Annotated in this window: 20 protein-coding genes and 1 tRNA gene; 8 read left to right on the top strand and 13 right to left on the bottom strand. The window is 60.5% G+C overall.

Translation table 11 applies throughout. The features are described from left to right. Nucleotides 1-8 precede the first annotated feature (8 nt). The 7 genes from AC13CE_RS08860 to trmD form a co-directional block, all read right to left on the bottom strand. Nucleotides 9-764 (bottom strand): alpha/beta fold hydrolase, encoded by a 756-nt coding sequence (locus AC13CE_RS08860; RefSeq protein WP_221540459.1) that lies wholly within the window; start codon nt 762-764, stop codon nt 9-11. Continuing rightward, nucleotides 761-1408 (bottom strand): 2-hydroxychromene-2-carboxylate isomerase, encoded by a 648-nt coding sequence (locus AC13CE_RS08855; RefSeq protein WP_221540461.1) that lies wholly within the window; start codon nt 1406-1408, stop codon nt 761-763. The genes AC13CE_RS08860 and AC13CE_RS08855 overlap by 4 nt, the downstream gene beginning before the upstream one ends. Nucleotides 1409-1433: 25 nt before the next feature. Next, nucleotides 1434-2015, bottom strand: coding sequence for a hypothetical protein (locus tag AC13CE_RS08850; protein ID WP_482972165.1), 582 nt, complete (start codon nt 2013-2015; stop codon nt 1434-1436). Continuing rightward, a complete protein-coding gene (locus AC13CE_RS08845; protein ID WP_221540465.1) occupies nt 2012-3037 on the bottom strand; it encodes an aspartate-semialdehyde dehydrogenase in 1026 nt (341 codons plus the stop codon). The genes AC13CE_RS08850 and AC13CE_RS08845 overlap by 4 nt, the downstream gene beginning before the upstream one ends. 85 nt (nt 3038-3122) lie before the next feature. Further along, nucleotides 3123-5366 (bottom strand): S9 family peptidase, encoded by a 2244-nt coding sequence (locus AC13CE_RS08840; RefSeq protein ID WP_482972164.1) that lies wholly within the window; start codon nt 5364-5366, stop codon nt 3123-3125. A gap of 418 nt (nt 5367-5784) precedes the next feature. Then, on the bottom strand, nt 5785-6153 hold the full coding sequence (gene rplS / locus AC13CE_RS08835; protein WP_247710477.1) for a 50S ribosomal protein L19: 369 nt from the start codon (nt 6151-6153) through the stop codon (nt 5785-5787). After that, complete coding sequence (gene trmD / locus AC13CE_RS08830) at nt 6150-6893, bottom strand: tRNA (guanosine(37)-N1)-methyltransferase TrmD (RefSeq protein WP_221540576.1); 744 nt, start codon at nt 6891-6893, stop codon at nt 6150-6152. Before trmD ends, rplS begins: the two co-directional genes overlap by 4 nt. Before the next feature lie 55 nt (nt 6894-6948). Between trmD and AC13CE_RS08825 the strand changes: the two genes are divergently transcribed. Next, a complete protein-coding gene (locus tag AC13CE_RS08825; protein ID WP_221540469.1) occupies nt 6949-7869 on the top strand; it encodes an NAD(P)/FAD-dependent oxidoreductase in 921 nt (306 codons plus the stop codon). Here the strand turns inward: AC13CE_RS08825 and AC13CE_RS08820 are convergent. The 6 genes from AC13CE_RS08820 to AC13CE_RS08795 all read right to left on the bottom strand — a co-directional run bounded on the left by AC13CE_RS08820 (nt 7866) and on the right by AC13CE_RS08795 (nt 11835). Then, nucleotides 7866-8603, bottom strand: a complete 738-nt coding sequence (locus AC13CE_RS08820; protein ID WP_482972163.1) for a DUF5818 domain-containing protein — start codon at nt 8601-8603, stop codon at nt 7866-7868. The two genes, AC13CE_RS08825 and AC13CE_RS08820, sit on opposite strands and share 4 nt — an antisense overlap. A 33-nt stretch (nt 8604-8636) precedes the next feature. Beyond that, nucleotides 8637-9122 carry a ribosome maturation factor RimM gene (gene rimM / locus AC13CE_RS08815; protein ID WP_221540473.1) on the bottom strand — a complete coding sequence of 162 codons (486 nt, stop codon included), beginning with the start codon at nt 9120-9122 and terminating at the stop codon, nt 8637-8639. 8 nt (nt 9123-9130) lie between these two features. Beyond that, a complete protein-coding gene (rpsP, locus tag AC13CE_RS08810; protein ID WP_221540475.1) occupies nt 9131-9619 on the bottom strand; it encodes a 30S ribosomal protein S16 in 489 nt (162 codons plus the stop codon). Between the two features lie 38 nt (nt 9620-9657). After that, nucleotides 9658-11148, bottom strand: coding sequence for a signal recognition particle protein (gene ffh, locus AC13CE_RS08805; protein WP_221540477.1), 1491 nt, complete (start codon nt 11146-11148; stop codon nt 9658-9660). A 177-nt stretch (nt 11149-11325) separates the two neighbouring features. Beyond that, nucleotides 11326-11401, bottom strand: a tRNA-Ala gene (locus AC13CE_RS08800). A gap of 92 nt (nt 11402-11493) precedes the next feature. Continuing rightward, entirely contained in the window at nt 11494-11835 is a 342-nt protein-coding gene (locus AC13CE_RS08795) for a TIGR02300 family protein (RefSeq protein ID WP_221540479.1), read from the bottom strand. A gap of 177 nt (nt 11836-12012) precedes the next feature. Between AC13CE_RS08795 and aroA the strand changes: the two genes are divergently transcribed. From aroA to AC13CE_RS08760, 7 genes are all read left to right on the top strand, one after another. Beyond that, a complete protein-coding gene (gene aroA, locus AC13CE_RS08790; protein WP_221540578.1) occupies nt 12013-13302 on the top strand; it encodes a 3-phosphoshikimate 1-carboxyvinyltransferase in 1290 nt (429 codons plus the stop codon). Beyond that, entirely contained in the window at nt 13299-13568 is a 270-nt protein-coding gene (locus tag AC13CE_RS08785) for a CBU_0592 family membrane protein (protein WP_221540481.1), read from the top strand. Before aroA ends, AC13CE_RS08785 begins: the two co-directional genes overlap by 4 nt. Then, entirely contained in the window at nt 13565-14200 is a 636-nt protein-coding gene (locus AC13CE_RS08780; RefSeq protein ID WP_221540484.1) for a (d)CMP kinase, read from the top strand. Before AC13CE_RS08785 ends, AC13CE_RS08780 begins: the two co-directional genes overlap by 4 nt. A gap of 445 nt (nt 14201-14645) precedes the next feature. Then, nucleotides 14646-16349 (top strand): 30S ribosomal protein S1, encoded by a 1704-nt coding sequence (gene rpsA, locus AC13CE_RS08775; RefSeq protein ID WP_221540486.1) that lies wholly within the window; start codon nt 14646-14648, stop codon nt 16347-16349. Between the two features lie 97 nt (nt 16350-16446). After that, nucleotides 16447-17202, top strand: a complete 756-nt coding sequence (gene gloB, locus AC13CE_RS08770; protein ID WP_473821662.1) for a hydroxyacylglutathione hydrolase — start codon at nt 16447-16449, stop codon at nt 17200-17202. Nucleotides 17203-17204: 2 nt separating this feature from the next. Further along, nucleotides 17205-17531, top strand: a complete 327-nt coding sequence (locus tag AC13CE_RS08765; RefSeq protein ID WP_247710478.1) for a DOPA 4,5-dioxygenase family protein — start codon at nt 17205-17207, stop codon at nt 17529-17531. A gap of 1 nt (nt 17532) precedes the next feature. Further along, the gene (locus AC13CE_RS08760) at nt 17533-18507 is read left to right on the top strand and encodes an NADPH:quinone oxidoreductase family protein (protein WP_482972162.1); all 975 of its coding nucleotides are present in this window, start codon (nt 17533-17535) and stop codon (nt 18505-18507) included. Nucleotides 18508-18519: the final 12 nt, after the last annotated feature.

Genomic DNA, 18519 nt, shown 5'->3' with positions numbered 1-18519 from the left:
ATGTGGAATCAAGCCGGATTGCCCAGCCAATCCGCCATTGCCTGCCCGAGATCAGGCTTCGTCACGCTCCACATATGGGTTCCGGGCACTTCTACATATGTCGCATCTGGCAGCAATTGCGCCAGTTCTTCAGCCGATCCATTATCACGATCTTCGTCCCCGCAAACGACAAGAGCAGGAATGGTAATATTGGCGAGCTTGGCGAGATCGAGGTCTGGCATCGTGTCCAGCAGCATGCGCGCGGCAATCCGGTCTACACCCTGAGATTTCAGGAATTGCATCGAGAAATAGGCGGGATCGCCCCGCGGAATATTCTCGAATTCGTCAATCACTCGCTTGAAATACGCCGAACGTTTCTCCCATTCACCCAGTCCCGCAGTTCCCATTCCGCCAACGATCAATCGAGCCGGATGAATCACGCCATGCGCCACGGCATGGAGAGCGGTGCGCGCACCGAGCGAGAAACCGCCCAGGTCGTAATCCTCGATCGCCAGATGTTCTATCAGTGCGGCAACGTCGCGCACGAGTACATTTTTCGGATATGCAGCCTTGTCGTGAGGCGCTTCGCTTTCGCCGTGAACGCGAAAGTCGAGCATCAACACTTCATAGCCACGTTCGGCGATAAGCTGCGCGTGCCCCCATTTTATCCAGTTCATTTCCGCGCTGGAGAATAGCCCGTGGAGCAGGACAAGCGGCCTGCCTTCGCCCGTCCGATGAAGAGCGAGCCGCGTGCCGTCGAAACTCTCGAATGTTTCCATTTTCATCGCTTCTGCAATCCCTTCTGTTCCATGCGCCACTTGGCCATTTCTATGCGGTCCTGCCCGAAGAAGGGTTCGCCGTCGAAAACGAGAGTGGGCACACCCCAGTGCCCGGCCTTTTCGAGAGCATCCTGATTGGCGGCAATCTCGGCATCGAGCGCCTCTCCTTCTCCCTGAACCTCTGCGATGATTTCCTCGACGCCCAGCCCGGCCGCCTCGATGGCCCGTTCCAGATGGCCACCCTCATGCCAGTTTTCCTGGCCACCCCAGATCATACGACCCGCCTCTGCGGCAAAGACGAGGCCCACACCGCGGCGTGCGGCGGCCTGCCCCATCCGCGTTACGCGGCGGATGTAGGGTTGGTCCTCGGCAATCTGCCGGGTCGCCATGTCCTGTATAATCGGATCGGGCCGCGGGGCGCCGAAAGGGATGCTGTGAAACTGTGCCACGCGCAGCATATCGCGCATCGTGTAGCCGAGCCAGTTCGGATGGTTCCGTTCGAAGAAATCGGGCTGCCGGATCGCCAGCGGATAAACCGGTCTCAAGGCAATCTTGAGATCGAATTCTTCCGTCATCGCCCGGTATCGACCGACAGACAAATAGCTATAGGGCGATCGGAAACTGAAATAGAGTTCTGCGGTCAGGGTCATTGCGCCCTTATACGCAGCAGCGCACTCAGCGAAAGAAGCAGGTCACACCTGCTGCCAACGCCGTAATCGTCCCATCCGTCTCGCTACCTTCGAAGAAGCCGGTGATCATGCCGTAGTCCGCACTCTGGTACTGGAACTCACCCTCCAGCGTGCTGCCGGTGATTACCTGTACCGGTCGCTCGTCGCGCAACTCGGCCATCGTCGCGCCGGTCTGCACCCCGTCGGAAGTCACCACACCCTCGCCCTCGCCCACGAACCAGCCGACGAAGCGATTGTCCTGATAGGCCACCTGAAGCGGGCCGGCCTGGGAAAAATCGGTAGGGCCAGCGCCGCATTCGTCGTTCGTGGTCTTCCCGGGCTCGGCCCCGAATGCCGTAGTCAGAAGCGCATCGACTTCGCCACGCGGTGTTCCAAACCGCGGCGCTTCGCGGAATTGCCCCCTGCCGATCGCGAGCCCATTGGCGTCGACAACGACTTTTGCCGCTGAAACAACCGCGTCATTCCCTTGATCGGCAGCGGTCGTCGAATCGGATGAACTTCCTTCTGCGCCCGGACCGCAAGCGGCAAGGAACAGAAGAGAGGCGAGAGCAAGGCTTTTGCGGATCATCCCTTCTTAAGGCATTCACGCCCCAGTAGTTCCGCGATCTGTACCGCATTCAGCGCCGCACCCTTGCGCAAATTGTCGGACACGCACCAGAGTGCAATGCCATTGTCGACTGTCGGGTCGTCCCGCACGCGGCTGATGTAGGTGGCGCTGTCGCCCGCGCTCTCGACCGGGGTGACGTATCCCTCGTCCTCCCGCTTGTCGATCAGCATGATACCGGGTGCTTCGCGCAGGATCTCCTGCGCCTGCTCGGCCGAAAGCTCGTTCTCGAATTCGATATTCACGCTTTCGGAATGGCCGACGAATACCGGCACGCGCACGCAGGTGGCGTTGAGCTTGATCTTGGGATCGAGGATCTTCTTCGTCTCGACCATCATCTTCCACTCTTCCTTGGTGGAGCCATCGTCCATGAAGACGTCGATATGCGGAATGACGTTGAAGGCGATCTGCTTGGTGAATTTTTCCGGCACCACCGGATCACCAACGAAAATAGCCCGGCTCTGCTGGAACAGTTCGTCCATGCCCGCCTTGCCCGCGCCCGAAACCGACTGGTAGGTCGAGACGATCACTCGCTTGATCGTCGCCGCATCGTGCAGCGGCTTGAGCGCCACCACCAACTGCGCGGTCGAGCAGTTGGGATTGGCAATGATGTTGCGCTTCTTGTAATCGTGGATCGCGTCGGGGTTCACTTCGGGCACGATCAACGGCACGTCCGGGTCCATCCGGTAGAGTGAGCTGTTGTCGATCACCACGCAGCCAGCCGCTGCGGCCTTGGGCGCATATTCCTTTGCGGGTCCACTACCTGCAGCGAACAGGGCGATGTCCCAACCGAACCAGTCGAAATGCTCGATGTTCTTGCACTTGAGCATCTTGCCGGTGTCACCGAATTCGACTTCGGTGCCGTGCGAGCGCGAGCTTGCGACCGCGGCCACCTCGTCACACGGGAATTCGCGCTCGGCGAGAACCTGCATTATTTCGCGTCCGACATTCCCGGTCGCGCCGACTACGGCAACTCGATAACCCAATTCACTTCTCCAAGATCGCTGTGCCGCCGAGATAGCGATTGGCCGCGCGCCCGCAAGCGCACATTCGGTTGCGGCCCATAAATTCCTATTTCGGCGGTGTGACCCCGTGATGCTCTAGAAAGCGGAACACGGTATTGTAGCGATGCGGCGAAATCTGTTCGCCCGAGACGCGGTGCGTGTAGCCCGGGTACAGCATCATCTCGAACGGCACATTACCTTCCTGCATGGCAGAAATGACCTCGGTGGCGTTTTCGAACACCACATTGTCGTCGGCCATGCCGTGGATGAGCAGCAGGGGATCGGCGATCTTGGTTGCATCCGGAATGGCGGAGGCCGCTTCATAGGCCTCCGCATCATCCTGCGGCGTGCCCATGTAGCGTTCGGTGTAGTGCGTATCGTAAAGCTCCCAGCGCGTTACCGGCGCTCCGGAAATGCCGGCCGCATATAGCCCCGGATCGGCTTGGAGCTGTTTCAGCGTCATGTAGCCGCCGTAGGACCAGCCATCGATGGCGATCTTGTCAGGATCGACGAAGTCGAGCGTCTTGAGGTATTCCGCCCCCGCCTTCTGATCCCGCACTTCAACGCTTCCCATGGCGCGGTAGATCGGCTGCTCGAAGGCGACACCGCGATTGGCGCTGCCGCGATTGTCGAGGGCGAACCAGATATAGTCTTTGTCGACGATTGCCTGGCGCAGCGCGCCGTTCCAGCCCTTGTTGACGATCTGCGGCCCGGGGCCGCCATAGTGGTAGAAATAAACCGGATAGCGTTTGCCGGGCTCCATTACGGGGGTGACCATCTCCCAATGGAGCGGAGTGCCATCCTCGGCAGAAATCGTTCCATATTGCGTCGGCCGATGGCTCGCGAGGAACGAGGTATAGGGATGGCCTGCATCAAGCCTGTTCTCCTCGATCCAGGCGAGACGCTTGCCGGTCGCATCGGCGATATAGCTCTGCGGCGGCGTGTCATCGTTCGAGCGGCTGATAAGCAGCGTCTGCCCCTTGCCATCCATGCTGACGGAATGGGTGTAGGCCGGATCGGTCAGCAGGGCAGGCTCGCCCGGACCGGTCAGGTCGAGCGAATATACCTGCTGTGCAAGCACATCTTCTTTCGTGGCGGTGAAAAATATCCGGCCTGCTTGCTGATCCACTCCGACAAGTTTGGTCACGACCCATTCGCCATCGGTCAACTGGGTCCAACCGCCATCGTTGAAGCGGTATAGGTGGCCGTATCCGTCACGTTCCGACCACCAGATCAGGCTGCCATCGTCGAGCCATTTGTAGTTGTCGGAAAGATTGATCCAGTAGTCGTCGATCGCCGCGCGCTCGGTAAAGACCGCCTCACTAGCTCCGGTCGCGGGATCGACCCGCAATACGTCGAGCACAGTCTGCTCACGGTTCTGCCGCTGGACGTAGATCGCACTTCCATCCGGTGCCCAGTCGACCCGGGCGAGATAGATGTCGGAATTGTCACCCAGATCGACCTTCACCCGGTTTCCGCCATCGGGATCCATGACGTAGAGGTCTACCACGGCATTGGCGCTGCCCGCCACCGGATAGCGCTGGTCGAAAACTTCGGTGCCGGTTGCGCCGATAGCCGCGCGGGTAACGATGCCAACATCGCTTTCGTCGAAACGCTCTACTGCAATGCGGCGCTCATTGGGGCTCCACCAATAGCCGGTGTTGCGGCCCATCTCTTCCTGGGCGACGAATTCGGCTTCGCCCCAGCGCACCGCTTCGCTTTCCTGCGGAGTTATTGGGGCTGCCTCTCCCGCCACCTTCCCAACCCAAAGCTGGCGGTCGCGCACGAAGCTGAGGAAATTCCCTTCCGGACTTAGCGCCGGATTGAGTTCGCTTTCCTCAGTGTCCGTTAGACGGGATACCGTACCATCCAGCCCGGCCAGATAGAGATCCCCGTCGAGCGGCACGAGGATGGCTTCCCCGTTCGACGTCCATTCGTAGCTGATAATGCCCGAGAGATCGCCCACGCGTGCGCGTTCGCGCTGCATCTTTTCTTCTTCGGACAGGTCGCGGCCCGAGCCAACTTCTTCGCTGTCGACCAGCATCGACCACTCTCCGCTTTCACGGTCGAAAGCCCAGAGGTCGTAGCGCGAGCGGTCATCCTCGCGGTTGCGCAATACCGTGAGATAGCGGCCATCGGGCGACAATTTTGCCTGCCTTGGGCTTGGCCCGTCGAGACTGGGCGAGGCGAAGACTCGCTCGAAGGTCAGGTCCATAGCGGTCTCCTGCGATGCAGTGTGGTGGTCGGCGAGTGCCGGGGTTGCGAGACAGGTGCCGAGCGCGAGGGCTGCGGCGAGGCTGATCGACTTCATGTTCTCTCCCGAAGGTTGGTGACAGGTCTCCTCGCAACCGCGTTTGCAGAAAGCAAGCCGCGAGACCGCGCCACCCAATTCATGCCTAATTTCGGGTTAAGCGCGCTTCCTTAAATTCTTTTAAGGCACGGCTGTCAGAAGCTGGATTGTCACCGGATGCCATTTCTGGCTCACAGGCTTCCGGCGGCATCAAGACCGGGCCAATTTCGGCTCATCATGATCCCCACGTGACAAGGGCGGTGCTTTCAGGAGCACCGCCCTTATTTTCGGGCTCCTTTGGGGCGGTGCTTTCAGGAGCATCGCCTTTATTTTGAGGTCCTTTGGGGCGGCGCTTTCAGGAGCACCGCCCTGATTTTGCAATTGCCCAAAGAAAAAGGCGGCCCCGCAGGACCGCCTTCCCTGTTCGCTGAAGCGAGGCTTACGCCTTGGGCGCGTTGTCGCGGCGTTCCGCGATGCGCGCGCGCTTGCCGGTGCGGCCGCGCAGGTAATAAAGCTTCGCACGACGCACGATACCGCGGCGGACCACGGTGATGTTGTCGACGATCGGCGAATACAGCGGGAACACACGTTCCACGCCTTCGCCGAACGAAAGCTTGCGGACGGTGAAGTTGCTGCCCATGCCGCGGTTCGAGCGGGCAATGACAACGCCTTCGAAATTCTGAATACGCTCGCGGGTACCTTCGACAACCTTCACACCGACGCGGACGGTATCGCCTGCACGGAAATCGGGAATGTCCTTGCCGAGGTTTTCAATCGCTTCGGCTTCGAGCTGCTGGATCAGGTTCATTTGCCTGGTCTTCCTGGTTCTTCATGCCGCGCGCCAGAGGCAGGCTGGTCCCGAACGCCACTATAGCGTTCCCAAAGGTCCGGCCTGCGTAACCGTGTGTCTTCTTCGCTCCTTGCCTTGCGCCAAGCAGCGATTTTCGCATGATCCCCCGATCGCAGCACTTCAGGGATCGTGCGCCCTTCCCATTCCTGAGGTCGGGTATATTGCGGATATTCGATGAGGCCGTTTTCGTAGGACTCTTCGACTCCGCTATCGGGCGCGCCCATTACTCCGGGAAGCAGCCGAATGCAAGCATCGAGAATCGCCAGCGCTGCGGGCTCTCCGCCCGACAGGACGATATCGGCAAGGCTGACCTGTTCGATCTGCGGATAGCGTTCGAAAATCCGCTCGTCGAAACCCTCGAACCGGCCACAGAGTATTGCGACGCCGGGACCTGCGGCAATCTCGCGGATGCGGGCCTGCGTGATCGGTTTGCCGCGCGGCGTCATGGCAAGGACCGGCCTGCCCTCGCCCACGCTTTCTATCGCCGATCCGATCACATCGGGTTTGAGCACCATGCCCGCGCCGCCACCGGCAGGAGTATCATCGACCGTACGGTGCCGGTCGGTGGCGAAGTCGCGGATCTGAACTGTTTCGCAGGTCCAATCGCCCCGATCGAGCGCACGGCCTGCAAGGGAAATGCCGAGCGATCCCGGAAACATTTCCGGATAGAGCGTCAGGATGGTGGCGGCGAAAGTCATCGGCGCGCCATAATCGCGCTGGCAACGCTTGGCCATCCCGTGCGTTCTCCCGCCAATGACTGACAACATCGACGATTGCATCATCATCGGCGCCGGACCAGCGGGTCTGACTGCGGCGATCTACCTCGCCCGCTATTATCTCGACATTCGCATGTTCGATTGCGGAACGAGCCGCGCGAGCTGGATTCCCACCAGCCACAACCACGCAGGCTTTCCCGAAGGCATCAACGGCAACGAACTGCTCGACCGGATGCGCGATCAGGCAGCGAATTACGGTGCTTTGCGAGAACCGAAACGCGTCACCGACCTCTCCAAGCCCGACGAGTGCTTTACCGTGACCTGCGGCGATGAGAGCTATCGCGCACGAACCGTTCTGCTCGCCACCGGTGTGGTCAACAACCGTCCGAAGGATATCGACGATCGGCTGCATGAGGAGGCCTTGTCACGCGGTCTCATCCGTTACTGTCCCGTTTGCGATGGCTATGAGGTGACCGACAAGAAGGTCGCCGTGATCGGCACTGGCGACGACGGCGCCGCCGAAGCCCAGTTCATCCGCACCTATACAAGCGACATCACGCTGGTGTCACCAGACGGCGATCACGACCTGTCGGAGCAATGCGAAGCCGCGCTGGACGATGCGGGAATCGCTCGTGTTGCCGGGCCCTGCGGCGATTACGCCATCGATAACGGACGTATCGCGTTCGATACCGCTGAGGGGCGGATGGAATTCGACTCGGTCTATCCGGCTCTTGGATCCGTCATCCGGTCCGGCCTTGCCCAATCCTGCGGCGCTGCGGTCAGCGATGATGGCTGCATTCTCGTCGACGATCACCTCGAAACCGATATTCCGGGACTTTTCGCAGCCGGCGATGTCGTAATCGGGCTCGACCAGATCAGTCACGCCATGGGCCAGGCAGGCGTTGCTGCCACGACAATTCGCAACCATCTGGCTGAAAAGCGACCGCTCCGGCGTTAGCCGCGACATTTGACGAAGACCACGCCGTCGCCGGTGATCTCTGCAGAACCGATCCTGATCGGATCATAGGCTGCATCTGTTGCCGGGCGCAGGATTGCTACTCCATCGGGTCCCCTGCTTTCCATCGGCAGATCCGGCATAGGCTCATCCAGATCGAGCCTCGGGTAATCACCGAGAACGATTGCGGCGTTGGGATCATGCCCGTCGATATCCGCTTCCATCACCAATGCCCCGGGGCTTCGGCTAACTGAGAAGTCCGGTGTATCGCAGTCCGCGTCCACTCCCTTGGCGACCCAAGCCCCTGTCAGATAATCTTCTGTCAGTTTTATGCCCCCTGCGCGCGCTGGATCGCGGTCCCTTGCCGGCGGCTCTATGGATTCGATGCGACGTGGCTCGATCGTGTCGTCGCCCTGCTGGCAGAAGCTCATATCTGCGAGCGGACCCGTCATACGGACATAGTCCCCGGGCCCGAAGTCTGCCTCGCCCATGGCGATGGCATAGGTATCTCCATCCGGAGTCCGGATGATGGGGCACTCGACACCTTTGGCGATGCGACCTTCGATGGTAATCTCACCATCTGGGTCAGCAGGTTGGCCGATTTCATCGGCCTGACTGCCGGTTTCGTCCGAGGCCGGGGTTCGATCTTGATCAGTTGAGGTCTCACCCGGGTTCTCGCCGCAAGCGGCCAAACCCAGGACAAGGGCAAAGACGAGCGATTTTCTTCCATAGGTCATACAGGACCAACGGAACGCGCGGACGCGATGTTCCTATTCGAGGAAATCGGGATTCAGAGTAAGCTTTTCGTCATCCCAGGAACGAACCGCCTGTTCGGTCAGGGGGACCATGAACTTCTTGCCGTCGGGCTTCTCGATCTCGACAATGTCGGTCGCGCCGAAATTATCGACCGCGCAGACACGGCCGACCTCGTCCCCGGTATCGGTGATGACCGGCAGGTCCAGCAGGTCGGAATGATAGAATTCACCCTCTTCCAATGCCGGTAGCGCGGAGCGGGGGACCGTCAGCGCTGTGCCTCGCAGCGCCTCGGCTGCTGTACGATCGTCCACTTCGGCAAAACGCGCTATGGCCCCGCCCTTGTTGTCGCTGCGAACTTTGGAGAGCGTCAATGCCCCTCCGTTGAAGCTCTTGTGCGGCCTGAGGCCTTCCAGGCCTTCGCCGAACAGCTTCAGACGGACTTCGCCCGCCACACCGTGCGCACCTGCAACGGCGGCCAGCGTGACGGGCTTGTCCTGCATGGGAGAGATTACTCGCCCTTGTCTTCGGTTGCTTCTTCAGCCGGAGCTTCTTCAGCAGCAGCTTCCTCGGCCGGAGCTTCCTCTGCAGCAGCCTCTTCAGCTGGAGCTTCCGCAGCGGTCTTTGCTTCTTCCTCGGCAGCCTTGGCAGCTTCTTCGGCCTCGGCGGCTTTGGTGGCCTTCTCTTCTGCGCGTTCCTTGGCTGCTTCGCCCGGCTCGCCCTTCTTGGGGTTGTTCTTCGGCGCACGCTCGAGGATACCGGCGGCATCGAGGAAGCGATGGACGCGATCCGACGGCTGCGCGCCGACGCTCAGCCAGTGACGGGCACGGTCTTCGTCGAGCTTTACGCGCTCGCCCGAATCCTTCGGCAGCATCGGATTGTAGGTACCGATCTGTTCCAGATACTTGCCGTCACGCGAGCTGCGCGAGTCCGACACGACGATGCGATAGTAGGGACGCTTCTTCGCGCCACCGCGCGACAGACGAATTGCAACTGCCATTTTACTTCACCTTTCGAATGTAAATATCAATAATCAGATTATTTCTTGTTCAACATGTCACGCAGATCAGGCGGGAGCGTGTCGGGATCGACCGAGGGGCCCTTGCTGCCACCACCGCCGAGACCCGGAAGGCCGCCGCCCGCGCCGCCGAGGCCAGGCATCGCGGCACCCATGCCGCCTTTTCCGAACAGCGCGCCGAGACCCTTGAGCCCGCCCATCTTCTTGATCTGCTTCATGGCCTTGGACATTTCCTGATGCATCTTGAGCACCTTGTTCACGTCCTGGACCTGAGTGCCCGAACCTGCCGCCACGCGCTTCTTGCGTTTGGCGTTGAGCAGCTTGGGAAGCTTGCGCTCCTTGGGCGTCATCGAACCGATGATGGCATCCATGTGGAGCAGGACCTTGTCGTCCATACCCGATTGCTGCATCGCCGCCTTGGCCTTCTTCATGCCCGGCATCATGCCGGCAAGCGCGCCAAGACCGCCCATGCTCTGCATCTGGCGCAGCTGCATACGAAGATCGTCGAGGTCGAATTCACCCTTCGCCATTTTCTTGGCGAGCGCTTCGGCCTCTTCTTCCTTGATCGCGGTCGCGGCCTTTTCCACCAGCGACACGACATCGCCCATGCCGAGGATCCGGCCGGCGACGCGCTTGGGGTCGAATGCCTCGATCGCGTCGAGCTTTTCACCAGTACCGGCGAACTTGACCGGCTTGCCCGTGACATAACGCATCGACAGGGCTGCACCGCCCCGCGCATCGCCGTCCATACGCGTGAGAACCACGCCGGTCAGCGGAACCTCGCCGGTAAAGCTCTGCGCTACGTTGACAGCGTCCTGCCCGGTCAGGCTGTCGACCACCAGCAACACCTCTGTGGGTGCGGAAACGCTAGCGATGGCCTTCATCTCGGCCATCAGTGCTTCGTCGACGTGGAGACGGCCCGCGGTATCCAGCAGCAGAACATCGGCCGCCTGAAGCTTCGCGCTTTCCATTGCGCGGCGCGCGATATCGACCGGCTGCTGGCCGGGGACGATCGGCAGGGTGGCCACGTCCACCTGTTCGCCAAGAACCTTGAGCTGTTCCTGAGCCGCAGGACGGTTGACGTCGAGCGAGGCCATCATGGCCTTCTTGCCGTGCTTTTCGCGCAGCAGCTTGCCGAGCTTGGCGGTCGTGGTCGTCTTACCCGAGCCCTGGAGACCGACCATCATGATGACGACCGGCGGCTTGGCATTGAGGTTCAGTTCGCGCGGTTCGGCATCCTCGCCATCGCCGCCGAGCATTTCGACCAGCTCGTCATTAACGATCTTGACGACCTGCTGGCCGGGAGTGACCGATCTGAGGACCTCGGAACCGATCGCCTTTTCGGTGACCGCGTCGATGAAGCGGCGCACGACGGGCAGCGCAACATCGGCTTCGAGCAATGCGATGCGCACTTCGCGCATGGCTTCGCGCACGTCACCTTCGGACAGCGAACCGCGGCCCTTGAGCCTGTCGAAGACATTGCCGAGCCGGTCGGACAGATTGTCGAACATGCCTGCTCTACTCCTTCCGAACCCGGTCAGGTCCGAATAAACGCGAAAAACGCCGGCGGACGAAAACTCGTCGGCCAGCGTGGGGTCAGACCCCTGTGAAACCCAAACTCTTGCCCGGGTGTGGTGGAAGCAAGCCTCGGTCGTCGCCACGGCCTGCTACCGTCAAATCCGGGAAAATGGTGGAGCCTAGCGGGATCGAACCGCTGACCTCTACAATGCCATTGTAGCGCTCTCCCAGCTGAGCTAAGGCCCCGAACCATTTTCGAACCGACGCATCCTGGGAGGTGCATCGCCCTTGCGGGAGGCGCCCAATATAAGGCGCCTCGCCGCAATGCAACAGCAAAATCAGGATTCGTCGGCGTCGTCGTCGTCGCCCTTGGATTTCGTTTCGACACCCAGATCGTCGTCACCGCCAAGATCGACTTCATTGTCGGGCGAATCGTCGTCTTCGTCGATATCAATGTCCAGATCGTCATCGTCGTCGCCGCCCAGGTCGGAATCGGCTTCGGCCTTCTTGTCCTTCTTCTCTTCTTCGGCAAGAATCGGCTGCTTCGACTTGAGCACCGGTTCCGGCGTCCACTCTTCACCGCATTCGATGCAGGTGACGGGATCTTCCTTGTTCAGATCATAGAAGCGGGTGCCGCAGTTCGGGCAGGTGCGCTTGGTGCCCCATTCAGGTTTGACCATGTGTAATCCTTGGCTTTGCCGCCCCTCGCACTGTGCGCAGAGGCCGTGAATTCGTAATTGTATTGATGGGTACCTGCTGGGCAGGAATCAACAGCGCGCGCGCCTTGCCAGAACGTATGTGCACTGTCAAAGCGCCGCCATCATTATGGATACGCATTCGTGACCGCTCACCGCTTCATGCCCGCAGGCCCACTGACCGGACGCATTCGCGTGCCGGGAGACAAGTCGATCAGCCACCGTGCGCTTATGTTCGGCGCTCTGGCAGCTGGCCGCAGCCGGATTTCAGGCCTTCTCGAGGGGGAAGATGTCCTGGCCACAGCCGCCGCATTGCGCGCGATGGGCGCTGTGATCGGGAAGGATGGCGAAGACTGGATCGTCGACGGTGTCGGAGTCGGTTCATTGCTTCAGCCCGAACGGGCGCTCGACATGGGCAATTCGGGGACTTCGACGCGGCTGTTGATGGGACTTCTGGCGAGCCACGGCATCACCGCAACCTTCACTGGAGACGCGAGCCTCTCCAAACGTCCGATGGGCCGCGTTATCGATCCGCTATCGACCATGGGCGCGAATTTCACCCCCTCCCTCGGCGGCACATTGCCGCTTGTGATGGAGGGAATGCAGCCCGCGGTGCCCGTCACCTACCGTCTGCCAGTCGCCAGCGCGCAGGTAAAAAGTGCCGTATTGCTGGCGGGGCTCAATACGCCCGGCGTCACCACTGTCATCGAGCCCGTGCCGACGCGCGACCATACGGAACGTATGCTGCGCAGCTTCGGTGTCGAAGTGCAGGTAGAGGATCGGGACGGCGAACGCGTGATCAGGGTTCATGGCCCCTGCGATCTGCATCCGAACGACATTGTCGTACCGGGTGACCCATCCTCGGCCGCTTTCTTTGCGGTCGCCGCCAGTATCGTGCCGGGCAGCGACCTCGTCATCGAAAACGTCGGTCTCAATCCTACCCGGGACGGCATCTATCGCGCATTGCGGGAAATGGGCGCGAATATCGAATATCTTGAAGAGCGCGAGGTAGGCGGAGAACCCGTCGCCGATCTGTGCGTGCGCCATGCACGGCTGAAGGGGATTGTGGTTGATCCTGCGATCGCACCGAGCATGATCGACGAATTTCCCGTCCTCTTCGTCGCTGCAGCCTTCGCAGAGGGCGCAACCGTGACCAGCGGGCTTGAAGAACTACGGGTCAAGGAAAGCGACCGGCTTTCCGCCATGGCCACCGCCCTCAAATCGGCAGGCGCACAGGTCGAAGAGAATGGAGACGGACTTATTATCGAAGGGAACGGCGGCCAGCCATTGTCAGGAGGCGGCACCATAGTCACCCATCTCGATCACCGCATCGCGATGAGCATGGCCGTTGCAGGCCTGGCCAGCGAAGGCGGGGTCGAGATCGACAGCACCGAACCGATCGGGACGAGCTTTCCGAATTTCATGGATCTTCTGACGGAGGCTGCATCATGACCGGCCTCGACTGGGCCAGCATGGTGGGCTTTTGCGGAACCGCCTGCATCATCGGTGCCTATGCCTATCTGACACTCAAGGACGAGCCGAACCCCTTTGTCCTTCACGGTACCAATCTGGCCGGGGCGGCCCTGTTGACCATTTCGCTGCTGGTGCACACCAACTGGCCCAGTCTCGTGCTTGAAGGGTTCTGGGCAGCTATTGCGATCTATGGCATCGCAAAAGCGATACGCACGGGGCGCAAGGGGCAGGAACGCGAAGCATGATTATTGCCGTCGACGGCCCCACCGCTTCGGGCAAGGGTACGATTGCCAAGGCGCTGGCAGAGCATTTCGGACTGCCTCACCTCGATACCGGCCTTCTCTATCGCGCTGTCGGGTGGCAGGTGTTCCTCAACGGAGGCAATCCGGACAATGGCGAAGATGCGCTTTCGGCCACCGGTTTTCCCGACTTCCTGCTAAGCGAGCCGCATCTGCGCGACGAGCATACCGGCGGTTATGCAAGCCGCGTGTCCGTCCATCCCGCAGTGAGGCAAGCGCTCTACGATCGCCAGAGAAGCTTTGCCATGCAGCCGGGCGGCGCAGTCCTCGACGGTCGGGATATCGGCACTGTGATTGTACCCGAGGCGCAGGCGAAACTCTTCATCACCGCCAGCGTAGAAGCGCGCGCGCAGCGGCGTTTCCGCGAAATGCGCGAGCGCGGCGCGGCGGTAACGCTCGCGGAAATCGCAGAAGACCTGCGCCGCCGCGACGATCGTGACAGAAATCGGAAGGTTGCCCCCCTGGTGCCTGCCGCCGACGCGATGGTGATCGACACAAGCGCGCTGGGTAAGGAAGAGGCGATTGCGGCGGCAATCGAAGCCGTGGAACAGGTTCGTTCTGCCGGCATGCACCGATAATTCCGGCTCGGCCCGGGCGGGACATTTCACGTGCTTTCCTACATCGAACATCTTCGGCATTCTCGCGCCCATGCCAGATTCATCGAACCAACCGATGCCCGGACCCCCGCATCTGAAAAGTCACACAGCCTGTCCGCCGCTAGGGTCATGGGGCGCGAAAAACCGCGGTTCCCGCGAAAGGTCACGGGTTTAAAAGCGGCGGTGACAGTCAACTTTCCGGTCGCAGAACCCCACCCCATTTTGCTTGCTTTTCAGCGCGCATTGGCCTAGGCGCGCGCCCGTTCACGAAACTTCAGGATTCGATGGACCTTCGCGGCGGCATCCGGCCTCGCGGAGATCACGGCCCTCTTGCCCCGTTGGCCCGGACAATGGTGTTCGGAGACGGGTAAAGACCCCGGTAAAACCGGCGGCCGGTAGCAAAACGAACGTTAGGACTACTCAGTTTATGGCAACCTCAGCCAATCCCACCCGCGACGATTTCGCCGCGATGCTCGACGAGCAGCTTGGCGGCGCCGATGATGGCGGCTTCGAAGGCCGCGTCGTCAAGGGCACCGTTACTTCCATCGAAAACGGCATGGCTCACATCGATGTCGGCCTGAAGAGCGAAGGCCGCGTCGACCTTAAAGAATTCATGCGCGGCGAAGACGAGCACGGTCTCGAAGTCGGCTCGGAAGTCGAAGTTTTCGTCGACCGCATCGAAAACGCCGATGGCGAAGCGATGCTCAGCCGCGACCGCGCCCGCCGCGAAGCTGCATGGGACAAGCTTGAAAGCGAATTCGGCGAAGGCAAGCGCGTCGAAGGCCGCATCTTCGGCCGCGTCAAGGGCGGTTTCACCGTCGATCTCGACGGTGCCGTGGCCTTCCTGCCCGGCAGCCAGGTCGACATCCGCCCCGTGCGCGACGTCACTCCGCTGATGGACATGGCCCAGCCCTTCCAGATCCTCAAGATGGACCGCCGCCGCGGAAACATCGTCGTTTCGCGCCGTGCGGTTCTTGAAGAGACCCGCGCCGAGCAGCGCAGCGAACTGATCAACGATCTCGCCGAGGGTCAGGTGATCGACGGCGTTGTGAAGAACATCACCGATTACGGCGCCTTCGTGGACCTCGGCGGTATCGACGGCCTGCTCCATGTCACCGACATGAGCTACAAGCGCGTCAACCACCCGAGCGAAATGATCGAGATCGGTCAGACCGTGACCGTCCAGATCATCCGCATCAACGAAGATACGCAGCGCATCAGCCTCGGCATGAAGCAGCTCGAGAGCGATCCGTGGGATGGCGTTGCCGCCAAGTATCCGGTCGGCATGAAGCTGACGGGCACTGTCACCAACATCACCGAATATGGCGCATTCGTCGAAATCGAGCCGGGCATCGAAGGCCTGGTCCACGTTTCGGAAATGAGCTGGACCAAGAAGAACGTTCACCCGGGCAAGATCGTTTCGACCTCGCAGGAAGTCGAAGTCATGGTTCTCGAAGTGGACAGCGAGAAGCGCCGCATTTCGCTCGGCCTCAAGCAGGCCCAGCGCAATCCGTGGGAAGAATTCGCCGAAGCGCATCCCGTTGGTGCGAAGGTCGAAGGCGAAGTCAAGAACGCTACCGAATTCGGCCTCTTCATCGGCCTTCCGGGCGACGTCGACGGCATGGTCCACATGTCGGACATCGCATGGGGCATCTCGGGTGAAGACGCCCTCGCCCTGCACCGCAAGGGTGAGCAGGTCGAAGCCGTCGTTCTCGATGTCGATGTCGAGAAGGAACGCATCAGCCTCGGCATGAAGCAGCTTGAAAAGGGTGCTCCGACCGAAGCCGGCGCGTCGAGCGACATCCGCAAGAACCAGATCGTCACCGTTACCGTGCTCGAAGTTCGTGATGGCGGCCTCGAAGTCCAGGTCGGCGAAGACGGTGCGACCGGCTTCATCAAGCGTTCGGACCTCGGCCGCGACCGCGACGAACAGCGTTCGGATCGTTTCCAGCCGGGCGCCAAGGTCGATGCCATGGTCACCGGTTTCGACCGCTCGAAGAAGCCGACCTTCTCGATCAAGGCACGTCAGATCGCCGAAGAGAAAGAAGCGGTTGCACAGTTCGGTTCGTCGGATTCGGGCGCATCGCTCGGCGACATCCTCGGCGAAGCGCTGAAGAAGAAAGAAGACTAAGCTCTTCCCTCCCAGTTCGGGATACTCTGAGAGGCCCGCTTGCTCACAGGAGCAGGCGGGCCTTTCCTATTGATGCCGGGATGCCTAACTTGAACCCATGTTGGAAATTCATCAATTCCCCTGCCTGTCCGACAATTACGGATTTCTCCTCCACGATCCCGAAAGCGGCGAAACCGCCGCGATCGATACACCCGATGGCGAAGAGTACCTCCGCCAGGCCGAGGCGAAGGGCTGGACCATCACACAGATCTGGAACACGCACTGGCACCCCGATCATGCCGGCGGGAACAAGACCATCGTCGAAGCTACCGACGCCAAGGTAATCGCACCGCAGGAAGTCGAAAAGCTCAGTCCAATCGACCACGTGGTTGGAAACGGGGATCATGTCTCACTGGGCAATTGGCGGGCCAGGGTGATCGACGTTTCCGGTCATACGAACGGTCATATCGCTTACTACATAGCTGAGGCCGACACGGCTTTTGTCGGAGACAGCGTATTCGCGCTGGGTTGCGGACGCATGTTCGAAGGCGAGCCGGAACAATTCTGGAACAGCCTCGATCGCATCCGCCAGCTGCCGGAAAATACGCAGCTATATTGCGCTCATGAATATACCGCAGCGAATGCCAAATTTGCTCTGCATGCCGATCCCGACAACGCCGAACTGAGGTTATACGCGGCTCAAATCGACCAGAAGCGCTCCAAAGGCGAAGCAACCGTTCCGACCTTGTTATCCCGCGAACTCGCAACCAATCCCTTCCTGCGTGCCGACAACGCAGACCTGCGCGATCGCTGGGGAGGCTCCACGCCCGCTGAAACCTTCGCCGCTTTGCGCAGTGCCAAGGACAATTTCTAATAATGGCGATCGAAGGCTTCCACGCGCACATCTATTTCGACGAAGCCGAACTGGCGCAGGCTCAGGATTTTGCGCGCAAAGCACGGGAGAATTTCGGTGTGCCAGTCGGCCACTTCCATACAAAACCGGTAGGGCCGCACCCGCGCGGATCGTGCCAACTGACCCTGCGAACTGATGATCTCGGTCCCTTCGCACTCTGGGCGATGGAAAACCGCGGCGACCTGACTCTCTTCGTTCATGGTCTGAGCGGCAATGATCTTGAAGACCATACCCAGCATGTCATCTGGCTCGGTCGGTCCGAACCTCTCGACCTGTCGATATTCGATTGAGATGAAGGCCCTCCAGGTTACCAGGCTGAGCGACGACCTTTCCGGCGCAGAGTTGGTAGAGCTGCCCAGCCCTGCGCGCGGCGCCGGGGAAGTGCTGATCCGTGTGCGTGCGGCGTCCCTCAATTATCCCGATCTCCTGATGACAAGGGGCGAATATCAGTTCAGGCCCGAGCTGCCGTTCGTGTCTGGACTGGAAATGGCGGGCGAAGTGATCGAGGCAGATCCGGGCAGTGGATTTGCGCCCGGCGACCGTGTGATGGGCGGCGCGAAGACCGGCGCCTTTGCCGACCATATCTCGCTTCCCACCACCGCAATTCGATCAATTCCCCGTAATTTGGACTTCGCGCAAGCCGCAGCGATGGGGACCGCATATCTCACCGCCTATATAGCTCTGGTGGAGCTTGGTGGTTTGAAAGCCGGCCAAAGCGTGCTCATCCATGGGGCAAGCGGTGGCGTGGGGATCGCGGCTTGCGATCTGGCCAAGACGCTCGGAGCGAAGGTTATCGCGGCGACAAGCAGGGAGGATAAAATCGAACCCTTGCGCCGGATCGTTGCTCCGCATGGCATAATTCTCAACACAGGCCGGTTTCGCGAAAACATTGACCGGCTGACCGACAGTCGCCTGTGCGACCTTGTATTCGATCCGGTAGGGGGAGATGTATTCGACGAAAGCACCCGCTGCGTATCGTTCGGCGGTAAGTTGTTGGTAATTGGCTTCGTATCAGGACGAATTCCGGAAATTGCGGTCAACCTACCGCTGATCAAGGGCTTTAGCGTGATTGGCGTTCGGGCCGGAGAATACACGCGACGCTTCCCGGATCGGGGACGCCACGCGACCGGAGCGATTGACCAACTAGCGACAGAGGGCCGGATCAAACCCCATATCGATCGCATACTTCCCCTGTCCGATTGGCGCACGGCTTTCGATGCGATGTCAGCAGGTGATGTCCTGGGGAAAATCGTTCTTACGCCTTAAACGAAAAAGGGC

This window comes from Qipengyuania sp. B-5 (assembly GCF_056857815.1).
Note: the sequence above shows the minus strand (reverse complement) of the source record. Positions and strands in the feature narration are given on the sequence as shown.